The sequence below is a fragment of the Bacillus sp. LSHTCR4 genome (genome assembly GCF_057197025.1).
The window spans coordinates 667,691-680,699 of the sequence record NZ_JBXUNO010000001.1 but is presented as its reverse complement, the minus strand read 5'-3'; the positions used below and the strand labels follow the sequence as shown (position 1 = coordinate 680,699).

Below are 13,009 nucleotides of genomic sequence, written 5' to 3'. Positions count from 1 at the left end.
TGCAATATTAGGCTGCTCGTTTTACTTTTTTTATCTTTGTTTCATATACATACGTATCCAGTTTCAACTTTAATTTAGACGGAATTTGTCCACGATACAATTCTGAAATCGCTTCAATAACAAACTTTTTCTCTGTATATAAATCCTCAATACCACGATACACTTTTTCAGCAAGAGGGATTGCAATCATATTTGCAAGTACTGATCCATACAATGTCGTTAACATCGCAACTGCCATCCCTGTACCAATTTGCGATGTGTCTTGCAAGTTTTGAAGCATAATGATAAGACCAATTAAAGTCCCTATCATACCCCAAGCCGGAGCGAAATCACCAATTTTATCTAATAACGCCGCTCCTTTTCTTAACTCATACACTTCCGTTTCAACATCTTTCATTAACACTTCTTTTAATTCCTCTTCATCATAGCCACTTAACATGAGTTGAATCCCTTTTTGAATAAAAGGATTGTCCACTTGCTCTCCATCAACTTCTAAAGAAAGCAACCCATGTTTTTTCGATTTTTTAGAAAAATCAACAAACAAATCCGTTAACTGTTCTAAATCTTCTTCTCTTCTATGTAAAACAGTAAAAATACTTTTCGTATATTTTTTTATTTCTCCAAATCGATAAGCCACAACAATTGTCGCTGTAGTTCCCCCTATGACAATTAAAATAGATGAAACATCTAAAAAGTTTTTAAAAGTTTTTATTCCGCCTCCACCAAGCATAATTGCCGCTATCACTATGGCAAAACCTGCTATAATGCCAAATGGGCTAGAAATGTCAAACTTCCTTTTTTTTCTTTGTGGTCTAGCAAATCCTTGATTTTCGTCTCCCATATTCCTGCCCTTTCCTTTTTCATTTTTATAAAACATTTTTTTATTTTAATAATGCGTTTTCACATATAATGTTTATTATACGCTTATCATCTATTTATCGCAATATACTCATAAAATTGACACATTTCATTTCCATATTAGAATTATAGTATGGAAATATGAGGAGGATCACGATGGAACATAACATTTTACAAGTCATTGCATTAGCAGAAAAACTAAAATATGAAATGCGACATAGCTGGCTTTCTAACGGACGTCAAGAAAGCGTTGCTGAACATACGTGGCGCATGTCTCTAATGGCCATTTTAGTTGAACCTTATTTAGATCAAAAAGTAAATATTGAAAAATTACTTAAAATGGTTATTATTCACGATTTAGTCGAAGCTGAAGCTGGTGATATTCCTGCTTTTGATACAATGAATAGTCATGAATTACAATTACAAAAACAAATAAATGAACAAGAAGCCATTTTAAATATTAAACGAACATTAAAAGGTTCTCTCGGCGAGGAATTATATGATTTATGGATGGAGTTTGAAGCGAAGGAAACATACGAAGCAAAAGTTGCTAACGCACTTGATAAGCTTGAGGTGAAAATTCAGCATAACGAAGCTGATATTGATACGTGGCTGCCAATTGAGCATAAAATGACATTCCAAGTAGCAAAGCATACAAACTTTGATTCTTTCCTATCTAAATTACAAAAAATCATTGAGCAAGATGGTGAAAAAAAATTATTAGCTGCCAGCATTGACGTTGAAGCTTGCAAGCAATAATGAAATAAGACACTCATTACGAGTGTCTTATTTCATTATTGTTGATATAGCCTGCTTGTAAATAAGTTGTTGTTTTCCATCAACTAACATTAAAACGGTAAATTTGTCTATTGCAACAACTTCTCCTACTATTCTAACGCCACTCTTTAAAAAAATTGTAACAATACCTTTTTCTTCTTTTATTTGTTTATATAGCTCATCTTGTAAATGTTCCAAATACATCTCTCTCCTTTTTGTAAAACATCTTAATATAAAAAACTACAAATTCTTTATTTATGTACTTTATCTTTTACATTCATAAACTTATTAATAAGTATATCTAAATCTCGGCTAAATAACAAAACTTTATCATGATCCAATCCATGTCTAGCAACTAGTTGAATTAGCTCTTTCTTTTTATTTTCTATTTTATTTTGTAATTGTCCCATCTCCATCTCTTCACTAAAACTCCCTTTTCCCATAATATTACTTGTAAAATTATAGTACAAATCCTCTCATAAAAAAATATAAAAATGGTTTTTTTTACAATTTTTATATTTTTTTATGAAGAAATCGCAAACTATATAACGATTTCTTCACATACTCCTAGCACCATATACAATCAAAATGACCATACAGGCGTTTGTCTAATTACAAAAGAGACTGGCTCCTTTTCCATACAAAAAACATACTGTATATAGTAGTCCATGAATTATATAGATTAACTTACTCAAAAGGAGGAAAACATATGAGCTATGGTGGAAGTTGCGCTGGCTTCGGCGGTGGATTTGCTTTGCTTATCGTACTATTCATCCTTCTAATCATCATCGGATGTAGCTGTTGGGGTGGCGGCGGATACGGATACTAATATATCCTATCCTTAACAAATGAACGAAAAACTATAAGAAAACAGCTCATATTTGAGCTGTTTTTTCATACTTTCGTATGAATTTATGTCCCTCTTTTTTATGATTTCAACTCATAAAAAAATGTTTACTATGAAATAAGAAACATTTTTACTTAGGAGGAGTACAATGATTAAAGGTCTTTACGAAGCGCATTTACCTGTCCGTAACTTAGAAGTGTCTATACCTTTTTACGAATCGCTAGGACTAAAATTATATAAAAGAGGAGACGGTATTGCTTTCTTTTGGATTAAAGAAAATGAAAGTTGGCTCGGCCTTTGGGAAGGCACAAAATATAAAGTAAATTATCACCCTTCTTTACGACACATCGCCTTTCAAGTAAGTCTTCATGATTTAGAAAATGCGATTGATTGGTTACATCAAAAAGGAATTTCAGCACGAAAAGACTTTGGAATGGAGCCAATTGAACCGATTGTTTTTCCAGAATTAGCGCATGCCGCCGTATACTTTAACGACCCTGACGGAAATAGTTTGGAATTAATTGCGCAATTGCCTATTGGACTTCCTACAGAAGAGAAAGTGTATGTAAGCGAGTGGAAAAAACAAGTTCAAGCATCATCATTACATAAGGATTAATCTTTTTATGTCAGTTTCTTATTCTGCACTTCTTAAAACAAATGATGACTTCAAAAAACTATTTTACGGGCAAATATTAAGTGTACTTGGAGATTGGTTTCATACAGTAGCTTTATTAACATTCGTCTATAGCATAACGGAATCTCCATTTATGATCGCACTCACCTTTATAAGTAAAGGTTTACCTCAGCTTCTGCTTAGTCCTTTCATAGGCGGAGTTGTAGATCGTTTTTCTAAAAAGAATATTATGATTTTTACCGATATTTTACGAGGCATAATTGTCCTCACTTACTTATTTGCACTATATAAAATTGAGATTATTTTCATTTCCAATATATGTTTATCCGTACTTTCTTGTTTATTTGAGCCGGCTAAACAAGCAATCTTAAAAAACATCGTACATCAAAATCATTTCGTAACAGCTAACTCTCTTTCTAGTACAATGAATGGTTTTATGTCTATTATGGGGGCTTCTCTAGGCGGGATTATTGCACAATCTTTACATATTGAATTCGCTTTTTTATTAAATAGCCTATCATACTTTATTTCAGCCTATTTTATTTATAATATAAGTGTTCCCTCTCATGATACTTGTAACAAGAAAAAAGCATTTTTTACTGATATAAAAGATGGTTACACATACATATTACAAACAAAAATCATTTTAACGTTAATTCTTGTCGGCATTTCATGGGGGCTTATTGGTGGCGCTTATCAGCTCCTTCTAACGATCTATGCCGAAAAAATTTTCCACACGAACATTGGGATTTTATATACGGTTCAAGGGGCTGGGCTTATGATAGGAAGCCTTCTCGTTAATCTTTATATATCCCATAATAAAGAAAAAATGAAAAAAGCATTTGGTTGGGCCTACTTCCTACAAGGCATTTTCTTTCTTGGATTCATTCTATCCAATCAACTTATTTTCGGTATCATTACATTACTCTGTATGCGTATAGCAGGAGGTATCATCGTTCCACTTGATACGACATTACTTCAAACTTACACACACGAAAATATGATTGGTAAAGTTTTTTCCTTTCATTACTCTATTTATGGTTCACTTATACAGTTATCTATGCTCATTACAGGATGGCTATTAGAAATCCTTTCTCCTCAAATGATTGGTAGTTTATTAGCTATATGTTGTATTTTTGTTAGTTTTATATGGCTGTTTTTATTTTATAGCGGGGAATTTAATGAAGAATCTACCTCCAATTAATAGCATGTTTATGTACATGCTATTTTTATTTATGTCGAAATATAAAGGAAAAAGGCGATTTATTTTCCTTACGTTCTAATTTTTTAGAATGTACAATAAATTTAGATTATAAGAAAGGGGATGCCATAATGTTTGACGATAGACTTACTATTTCAGCTGAGCAGCAAAAGCTCATTTCCAACGCAACTCGCATTCAAATTCTTCACCTTTTAAAAGACAAAGCACTCACTGCCAAACAAGTAGCTACGAAACTAAATAAATCTGCTGGTAGCGTACATTATCACGTTCAAATTTTATATGATGGAGGATTACTTGAATTAGTAGACACGAAGGAAAAACGAGGAATTATCGAAAAATATTATAAAGCAAAAGCTGCTCATTTCTATATTGAAGAAAGCGGCACAGAAGGAACGAATACAGGGAGTCATATTGTATCGCATCTATTTTTAACTCCAGAAGAATTACAACAGCTTACTTGGGAAATTACTCAAGTTTTATTACGCTGGGAAAACAAAACCGCTCGTCAATCAAACTCAGAGGAGGAATACGCTATTTCCTGCAGGATTAAAAAACAATGAAAGAAAGGGCCATTTGTTTATGAAAAATAAATTATTATTATTGTCGGGAACAGGAATTTCTCGTTTAGGTGATTTTATGTATCTTATCGCTTTAAACTTAATGGTGTTAAATAGCACAAACTCCCCTGCTGCTGTAGCAGGATTATGGATTGTAGGTCCAATTGCCACCGTTGTTACAAAAATATGGTCTGGTAGCATAGTAGATCGATTAAATAAACGGTCCATTATGCTTATCACAGATATCATTCGTGCAGCTCTTATTGGCTGTATTCCACTATTTGATTCTATTTGGGCCATTTATATTTTTATCTTTTTAACTCGCATTGCTACATCATTTTTCGATCCAGCTTCATTTTCTTATAAAACAATGCTTATACCTGCCGAAGAACGCGCTCAATTCAACGCTTGGAGTAGCTTTTGTACAAGCGGGGCTTTTATTATCGGTCCAGCTCTTGCTGGAATACTTCTCACCACGTACTCAGCAGCCTTTGTTATTTACTGCAACTCACTTTCATTTCTTCTTTCTACCATTCTTATTTACTTCTTGCCAAACATTACATTACAAACAAAGCAAAACGAAGAAGTTACAAATACTTTCGTACAAACATTACGAAGTGATTGGAAACAAGTTTTTTCGTTCGCTCGAACGGAAACTTACATTATTCTCATATTCGTTTTATTCCAAGCGACTATGCTTGTCGCTATGGCACTCGATTCACAAGAAGTTGTTTTCACAAATCAAGTCCTGTTTTTATCCGATATAGAGTATAGCATGCTTGTTAGTATAACTGGAGCTGCTTACGTTTCCGGTTCATTTCTTGTCTCTCTCTTTGCCAAACGATTACCAATTCAACATTGTATCGGATTAGGGACAATTTTCACAGCAATAGGCTATGTAATTTTCGCCTTTTCAAATTCATTTATAGTCGCGGCAGGCGGTTTCATTTTACTTGGCATTTCTTCATCATTTGCTGGTACTGGCTTTATAACATTTTATCAAAATAACATCCCTGTACATATGATAGGACGTATCGATAGCGTGTTTGATTCCATAAAAAATTTCATCCAAATCTTTTTCGTTTTAGCTATTGGGGCATCTGCACAATTTCTTTCCGTTCAAATTACTGTAATAAGTAGCTCGTTACTCATTCTTTTCCTTTCCTGTTTATTAGCAATCCGGGTAATGACTCCTTCACGGGAAAAATATTTTAAAGCCACAGGGTCATCATTGGAATATTAATTGCAACATAAAAAGCGGCTATTTTGCCGCTTTTTTTTCCGTATTAAAGGACAGTAAGCCCCACTGATTAAAGTATCACTTTATATTAAAATATGTATTGGATCTAATTATGTAGGAGGGCTACTTTGGAGATTATATTCATTTTCATATGTATTATATTAGTAGCTTCTATTTTACAAACAAGTACAGGTTTTGGCTTTTCTATTATGGCAACACCTTTCTTACTCATGTTATTTCTCCCACAAGAAGCTATACAAATAAATATCATTTTATCATTAATTATTTCCATATCACTCATTTGGAAAATAAGAATGGACATTGATTTTATTCTACTGAAAAGATTAATTTTCGGAAGTATAATTGGTGTTCCTTTTGGTATTTTCATTTTCATTAACATCGACACGTTTAAATTAGCAATTAGCATCCTGCTCTTACTATTAACATTAATGCTAATCTGTAACTTTAAGATTCAATCAACAAAATCTAGAGATTTCTTAGTGGGAGGATTATCCGGTCTTTTAACGACAAGTATCGGTATGCCAGGACCACCCCTTTTACTGTACTTTACAGGAACTGATACGAAGAAAGAGAGGCTGAGAGCAACTACTTTAGCTTTTTATCTATTTATATATTTCATTAGTCTACTAACTCAAATACTCTTTACTGGCACAAATAAAACAATTTGGGAATCAAGCTTTTATGCTATTCCAATCGTATTTCTAGGTTTGTATATAGGTCAAATTATTTTCAAATGGCTTAATCAACGGTTTTTTAAAATATTTACGTACATCCTTTTAAGTTGCACGGGTATGTATCTTCTTATTGAAAGTTTGCATTCGTTATAGAAGGTGCTTTAGATTGTGTCATAACAGATAGGTTTTAAATGAAGTATCGTTATATTTTTAAACGTGATAACGATAAAAAGCGGCTATTATGCCGCTTTTTTTTCATTTATACTAACGTTTCATCACAAATCTCTGTTACATTTTTAAAATATTGCAAGTTCTCTTTCGCTTCAGTTTCATTAAATAAATTGAGCTGCTTCATTATTTCAGTAGCGAATTCAACATATGCAGACCCTACGGCTGTTATGATTTTCCCATCAACGGTTACATCTTTATTTTGTTTATATTTCCATTCATGTAAATGCGCTAACTGTTTTTCATCTGGTGTTAATGATGTTGAGAATTTGTTCTTATTAAGTACTCCTGCTGCATGTAGTAAAGATGTTCCTGCACAAATACCCGCTATCCATTTATTTTGCTTATGTAATTCGTTCACGATAGATAACAACTTTTCATTTTCTAAATGCTCAAAAATATGTCCTCCTGGTACGATAAGCACTTCATAGTCTGCTACTTCAATATGCTCAATAGCAACATGTGGTTGGCACAAAAATCCACCTTCCCCTGTAACTGTTTTTCCGTCTACCGTTGCTGTTATTATTTCAAATTCCTTACTTATCAAAAATAAACTCGCTATATTTACTTCAAATTCTGCAAATCCATCAAATAAAAAGATCAAAGCTTTTTTCATAGTATCTCCTCCCCCTATACTTATTCGAAGACAATCATCTTTCTCCTCCAAAAAAGGCAAACCCGCATCACAGGTTTGCCTTTTTACTCATTTTTTATTTAGTCCTTTTTCATTTAAAAACTCTTTCATATGCATTCTTTTTTCTTTAGACATAAACGAACTCATTGATTCTGTCCATGTTACGTTTTTCTTGTTTGATGATCTTTCTTTGTAATACGAGCTCATCGTTTCATCGTATTCGTTTAATAATTCATCATATTTCTTTTCATCATACCCATTTTCATGAAGGATTGCTGCTACTGGTAAACGTGGTTTCACTCCGTGATCTTCATCTGGTACGCCGACTGTCATTCCGAATACAGGATATACTTTATCCGGTAAATGAAGCAATTCACTCACTTCTCTCGGATTATTACGAATACCACCAATATAACAAATACCGTATCCTAACGATTCTGCTGCTAGCGCTAAGTTTTGTGCAAAAAGTGAAGCATCTACTGTCGCAACGATAAAATCTTCTACTCCTTCATGCTTTATCTCGGTACCATGTTTTTCACATGCCATTTCAAGTCGTTTTAAATCTGCACAACAAACAAAGAATGCTGCACAGTCTTTCACGTGACGATTTCCGGATAGCTCTGCTAGTTTAACCTTTAGGTCTTGATCTGTTACATATATAACAGAATACGCCTGTACAAAATGCGAGGAGGCAGCATGCTGCGCAGCTTGCACCATTCTTTCTACTACATCTTTCGGAATTGATTCTTCTTTATATTTACGAACTGAAACGTGTTGCTCCATTTTATGTATCATCTCATTCATGAAAATCACTCCTTTTTTCTCTTCCTAATGAAAAATTAACATATCTTTTCCAATATTCACAACTTATAAGCATAAAAAGAGCAATTCTTTTTGAATTGCTCTTTTTTAAAACGTCTATTAATACGGTAAATGAAATTATACGAACGATTTTTCGAAAATATCCACTTACCGGCAAGTACCGACATATTTACAGTAATTTATTTCTTATCTTATTACGCCGTTTTCAATACTTTAATACCTTTTACGATATTCCAAATGAAGTAATAAATTCCTACAAGAATGAACACTGCATATGTGATCATCATTCCAATTCCAGCACCGTCAGATTGATTAAATCCTAAACCGTATATTCCTGATATCGCTAATCCTCCAAATAAAATTGCGTACGGGAAAATATGTGACCAAAATGCTTTTTTCGCGTGGTATTTCACTTCATCTTCCGCAACGAAGTACACGATTATTGGTAGTAAAAATGGTGCAAAAAAGATACTAAAGTAACATAGTGAAGATAATATATTATTTCCTTTCATCCGATTCACCTCTAAGTCGTTTTTGTTATCTTCATTATGTCAGGAATCCATTTTAGAAACTATCGCTTTACCTTTCATTAAGGTGACATATTTGTAAGATTCTCCTCAAAAAATCCCGTCTAGAATGCTGGGCGGGATCACTTTCACTATATTCGATTCATAAACCAATATTGCGTAATGGCTAAATACTCACGTATATTCGATGGAATGACAATTCGCTTTGGTGTTTCGGCCGGAAGACCTTCTAATTGTAACCCTTGCTTAGCTGCTATTTTTTTCGCTCTAAACATGTGGAAATCATTTGTTACGATCATTCCTTTTTTCATATTGTCCGGAATTAAAGGTTTTGAGAATTTAATATTTTCATCTGTACTCGTTGACTTATCTTCCATAATAATGCGGTCTTCTGCAATTTTTAGTTTCATTAATTCATTTTTCATTGCTAATGCTTCTGAAATATCTTCCCCTTTTCCTTTTCCTCCAGACACGATAGCGATTGCTTTCTCATGTGATTTCAAATACTCAGCTGCTTTATCAATACGATATTGCAATGAGTACGATGGTTTCGTTCCGTTTACTTTCGATCCTAATACAATGATATAATCCGCATCATAGGTCGCATTCATTTGCCCATGCTTATAAATGTTATATTGTAAAAATCCCACATAAACGGCGCAAACCATAATAATTCCTATCATATACTTAATTATTTTCTTCTTTTTCATATCCGTATACTCCTATGTTCTTTGCTTCTTTCATGATAATATCCATTTATTTGTTTGTATACAGACAAATTCCAATTCCCCCTAATTTATCCTCTAAAAAGTAATATTTATATTCCTTTCGGGAACAGTAAGTACAACTTTGCACGAAGGAGTGTCTCTATTGCTTCTCTTTTTATGTAACGTATCGTTCTTTTTTATCTTATTTTTACTATCGCTTAAGATGCTCGGTAAATCTGCTTTAGCACAACTAACTCCTCATGATTTTGGTGCTATTATCTTTTTATCTTATTTAGCTTTTCAGGCCATACCAGTCTCTGGTGCTTTGCAAGCTTTTCTCGGTATGGTCGTTATTACATGTTTACATTTAATTCTTACAAAATTAAGTCTATTCAACAAACTAAATCGTTTTATTCTCGGGCACCCCATTATTTTAATTAAACATGGTGACATTATTTTTGAGAACTTACAAAAAAGTAGATATCCCATCGCTGAATTACTTTCTAACCTTCGCGTTGCAGGATACCCGAGTGTTCATGAAATTGAATACGCTATTTTAGAAGCAAATGGAGCCATTAGCATTTTACCAAAACGTGAACTTGCCCCATTAACTCCGAAAGATTTGAACATAGATGTTAAGTATGCTGGATTACCAATTGCCCTTATTGTTGATTCACAAATTCAATACGATAACTTAAAGTTAATTCATAAGGACGAAAAGTGGTTATATAAAGAATTAAAAGAAAAAGGCATTACAAATATTAAAAATGTTGCCTTTGCTTCTGTTCAAGAAATTGATGGATCTTTTGCTATTAGTTTAAAAAAATAAAAAATCCCCTTACTTACTCAAGGGGATTTTCTTCATTATATCGCTTCTTTCTCTCCCGCCATATTTAATGGAACAGGATGTTTCATACGATTCATCGTAAATAGGATAATCGCTGTTATTACTTCCGCTACTGGCATAACGAGCCAAATTCCGTTTATTCCAAATAACTTTGGCATAATCCATAATAATGGAATAATAAATAGTAGCCCTCGGCTCATTATAATCAGTACTGATTTCTTTGTTTGTCGCACTGATTGGAAGTACTCGCCATACACAATGTTATAGCCTAAAAATACGTATTGGATAAAGAACAAACTAATACCTGTTAATGTTAACTCCAATAATTGTGGAGATTGGACATCAAATAGACCAATAATATATTTCCCGAAGAATAATCCGACAATTATCGCAACGCCTCCAAGTACAACTGCAATTTTCACAGCAAACTGTAATCCTTCACGTAATCTTTCTGATAAATTTGCACCGTAATGGAAACTAGCAATTGGTTGCAATGCAGCACCTACACCGAAGAATAATAGTAACGTCATCGCATGAATGCTGTTTACCATCGCATAGGAAGCTACTCCTACTTCTCCAGCATATTGAACGAATGCTATATTAAAACCAATCGTTACGATTGCCACTGTACTTTCTGTTATAAAGCTTGGAAAACCTATTATCATAATTTGTTTAATCGTATCCCATTCAAAATGGAATTTCGTCCACTTTAAAATACTATTTTTTCTAAAGAAATGCGTTAATAATACAAGGAAACCAATTGCTGCCGAAAGAATAGTCGCTGAAGCAGCACCCGTTACGCCCCATCCAAAAATAAAAATAAAGATATAGTCAAACACTATGTTTAATACAGCTGTTACAACAAGACCTGCCATTGCTAAATTAGGATTTCCATCATTTCGTATAAATGTACTTAAAATATTTTCTAACACGTATATCATTCCAAATGTTAATAACACGTGTAAATAATCTAACGCATACGGTAAAATCACTTCATTTGCACCGAATAAATACGCTAAATCTTCTATTCTCCATAAGCAAATCGCCGCTAAAACGCCTACAATAATGACTGCCACTGTCATGGATTGAGTAAAAATAGACCTTGCTCTTTCTATTTTATTTTCACCTAATGCAATGGAATATAACGTTGCCCCGCCCATTCCAATCCATAATGAAATAGAGAAGAAAATTGAAAACGCCGGAATAGCCACGTTTACTCCTGCTAATCCATTTGCTCCAACTCCCCGACTAATCATTACCGCATCAATTACAATATTAACTGACATTAATACCATCCCGAGAACGGCTGGTATTAGATAAGTAATAAATAAACTTTTAATTGGTTTTTCTCTTAATTTTTCTGTTACTTCCATACTATTATGCTCCTTTTTTCAACTCTCTTTTCTTAGTTTAAACCTTCAAGTAACTTGAAGGTCAATAGAGAATTTAAAAAATAGGTAACTTAATTATCATGTTTAATACCAATTTGTAATGATACGAGTGCTACAACTTATTGCTTTATTTTTTCATGATAGGAATTTGAATTTCTGTTACTTGCTCCTCTGGATTTTCTGTTACAGACCAATCGATTAATCCAATCTCAATCGCATCTCCACTTACTTCATATCCTTCTTGATTAATGTATGCAAGTAATTCCTTATACGTTGCATCTGTTTCTTCATACGGTCCATGATGATAAGAACAAGCATACAAACCTTCCTTAATCTCATCTGAAGTATGCACTTCATACGGCATATAATCCAAAAGAATAAACACGCTACTATACGCTTGAAACTCATTTTGCATGAATCCTTTTTTCGCAACAGTTACACCAATATCTCCAGAAAATAAACTATCATCCATTTGTCTCATATTTTTTTGCAACGAATGGATGTAGTACTCAAACATGTCATCCGTCGTATTTGGAGCAACCGCAATTGCTGTAATTTTTCGCCGCGGGATCTCTTTCATTACCATTTGTTTAGCTTTTGCTTTTGTTGCTTCCTTAATCAAATGAATTCTATGCTCCATTTTCGCCAAAGCATACTCAATTTCTCTTTGTTTTTTCAACATCATTTCTTGTTGTTTTTCCAACAAATTGAGTGCGTATGCTGGATTTCTTTCATCAATATATTTCTTAATTTCCTTTAATGGAATATTTAATTGGCGTAAAAACTTAATCGTATCTAATAGTGAAAATTGATCGATTGTGTAATAGCGATAATTTGTTTGTGGGTCTACAATCGACGGATGAAAAATTCCTTTTTCATCATAATAACGTAAAGTAGATTCCGCTATATTATGCATTTTTGCCATTTCTCCAATTGTAAAGCGTTTGTTTAATAACATCTTTTATTCCCTTCCATTTCTATTTATTTCATTATATGTTCATTCTGTTTTCAAAACAAAAAAGA

The 13,009-nt window shown here is 33.3% G+C and carries 17 protein-coding genes; 8 read left to right on the top strand and 9 right to left on the bottom strand.

Going from position 1 to position 13,009, the window contains the following annotated elements; all coding sequences use genetic code 11:
* Nucleotides 1–7 precede the first annotated feature (7 nt).
* Entirely contained in the window at nucleotides 8–841 is an 834-nt protein-coding gene (locus AC2CGR_RS03520; RefSeq protein ID WP_029440746.1) for a flagellar motor protein MotP, read from the bottom strand.
* A 173-nt stretch (nucleotides 842–1,014) separates the two neighbouring features.
* Between AC2CGR_RS03520 and AC2CGR_RS03515 the strand changes: the two genes are divergently transcribed.
* The gene (locus AC2CGR_RS03515; RefSeq protein WP_484480509.1) at nucleotides 1,015–1,617 is read left to right on the top strand and encodes an HD domain-containing protein; all 603 of its coding nucleotides are present in this window, start codon (nucleotides 1,015–1,017) and stop codon (nucleotides 1,615–1,617) included.
* Nucleotides 1,618–1,644: 27 nt separating this feature from the next.
* On the opposite strand, the gene hfq is transcribed toward AC2CGR_RS03515, so the two are convergent.
* Nucleotides 1,645–1,833, bottom strand: a complete 189-nt coding sequence (hfq, locus tag AC2CGR_RS03510; RefSeq protein ID WP_061687666.1) for an RNA chaperone Hfq — start codon at nucleotides 1,831–1,833, stop codon at nucleotides 1,645–1,647.
* Between the two features lie 53 nt (nucleotides 1,834–1,886).
* On the bottom strand, nucleotides 1,887–2,105 hold the full coding sequence (locus AC2CGR_RS03505; RefSeq protein WP_029440744.1) for an aspartyl-phosphate phosphatase Spo0E family protein: 219 nt from the start codon (nucleotides 2,103–2,105) through the stop codon (nucleotides 1,887–1,889).
* Nucleotides 2,106–2,344: 239 nt separating this feature from the next.
* Between AC2CGR_RS03505 and AC2CGR_RS03500 the strand changes: the two genes are divergently transcribed.
* From AC2CGR_RS03500 to AC2CGR_RS03475, 6 genes are all read left to right on the top strand, one after another.
* A complete protein-coding gene (locus AC2CGR_RS03500; protein WP_000120179.1) occupies nucleotides 2,345–2,464 on the top strand; it encodes a YjcZ family sporulation protein in 120 nt (39 codons plus the stop codon).
* A 166-nt stretch (nucleotides 2,465–2,630) separates the two neighbouring features.
* Complete coding sequence (locus AC2CGR_RS03495; protein ID WP_087964849.1) at nucleotides 2,631–3,098, top strand: VOC family protein; 468 nt, start codon at nucleotides 2,631–2,633, stop codon at nucleotides 3,096–3,098.
* Between the two features lie 7 nt (nucleotides 3,099–3,105).
* A complete protein-coding gene (locus AC2CGR_RS03490; protein ID WP_484480508.1) occupies nucleotides 3,106–4,320 on the top strand; it encodes an MFS transporter in 1,215 nt (404 codons plus the stop codon).
* A gap of 128 nt (nucleotides 4,321–4,448) precedes the next feature.
* Complete coding sequence (locus AC2CGR_RS03485) at nucleotides 4,449–4,898, top strand: ArsR/SmtB family transcription factor (RefSeq protein ID WP_087964845.1); 450 nt, start codon at nucleotides 4,449–4,451, stop codon at nucleotides 4,896–4,898.
* A gap of 19 nt (nucleotides 4,899–4,917) precedes the next feature.
* Nucleotides 4,918–6,138, top strand: coding sequence for an MFS transporter (locus tag AC2CGR_RS03480; protein WP_078183438.1), 1,221 nt, complete (start codon nucleotides 4,918–4,920; stop codon nucleotides 6,136–6,138).
* Between the two features lie 125 nt (nucleotides 6,139–6,263).
* Nucleotides 6,264–6,983 carry a sulfite exporter TauE/SafE family protein gene (locus tag AC2CGR_RS03475; RefSeq protein ID WP_484480507.1) on the top strand — a complete coding sequence of 240 codons (720 nt, stop codon included), beginning with the start codon at nucleotides 6,264–6,266 and terminating at the stop codon, nucleotides 6,981–6,983.
* A 106-nt stretch (nucleotides 6,984–7,089) separates the two neighbouring features.
* On the opposite strand, the gene AC2CGR_RS03470 is transcribed toward AC2CGR_RS03475, so the two are convergent.
* From AC2CGR_RS03470 to AC2CGR_RS03455, 4 genes are all read right to left on the bottom strand, one after another.
* A complete protein-coding gene (locus tag AC2CGR_RS03470; protein ID WP_484480506.1) occupies nucleotides 7,090–7,674 on the bottom strand; it encodes a DJ-1/PfpI family protein in 585 nt (194 codons plus the stop codon).
* 87 nt (nucleotides 7,675–7,761) lie between these two features.
* Complete coding sequence (gene nfsA / locus AC2CGR_RS03465) at nucleotides 7,762–8,496, bottom strand: oxygen-insensitive NADPH nitroreductase (RefSeq protein ID WP_087964839.1); 735 nt, start codon at nucleotides 8,494–8,496, stop codon at nucleotides 7,762–7,764.
* Nucleotides 8,497–8,708: 212 nt separating this feature from the next.
* Complete coding sequence (locus AC2CGR_RS03460) at nucleotides 8,709–9,026, bottom strand: magnetosome magnetite crystal formation protein family (protein ID WP_000678041.1); 318 nt, start codon at nucleotides 9,024–9,026, stop codon at nucleotides 8,709–8,711.
* A gap of 146 nt (nucleotides 9,027–9,172) precedes the next feature.
* Complete coding sequence (locus tag AC2CGR_RS03455; RefSeq protein ID WP_087964837.1) at nucleotides 9,173–9,751, bottom strand: YdcF family protein; 579 nt, start codon at nucleotides 9,749–9,751, stop codon at nucleotides 9,173–9,175.
* Nucleotides 9,752–9,911: 160 nt separating this feature from the next.
* On the opposite strand from AC2CGR_RS03455, the gene AC2CGR_RS03450 reads away from it, so the two are divergent.
* The gene (locus AC2CGR_RS03450; protein WP_484480505.1) at nucleotides 9,912–10,577 is read left to right on the top strand and encodes a DUF421 domain-containing protein; all 666 of its coding nucleotides are present in this window, start codon (nucleotides 9,912–9,914) and stop codon (nucleotides 10,575–10,577) included.
* A 35-nt stretch (nucleotides 10,578–10,612) separates the two neighbouring features.
* On the opposite strand, the gene AC2CGR_RS03445 is transcribed toward AC2CGR_RS03450, so the two are convergent.
* Both AC2CGR_RS03445 and AC2CGR_RS03440 read right to left on the bottom strand, forming a co-directional pair.
* On the bottom strand, nucleotides 10,613–11,968 hold the full coding sequence (locus tag AC2CGR_RS03445; RefSeq protein ID WP_484480504.1) for an MATE family efflux transporter: 1,356 nt from the start codon (nucleotides 11,966–11,968) through the stop codon (nucleotides 10,613–10,615).
* Between the two features lie 145 nt (nucleotides 11,969–12,113).
* Nucleotides 12,114–12,944, bottom strand: coding sequence for a MerR family transcriptional regulator (locus tag AC2CGR_RS03440; protein WP_484480503.1), 831 nt, complete (start codon nucleotides 12,942–12,944; stop codon nucleotides 12,114–12,116).
* Nucleotides 12,945–13,009 lie beyond the last annotated feature (65 nt).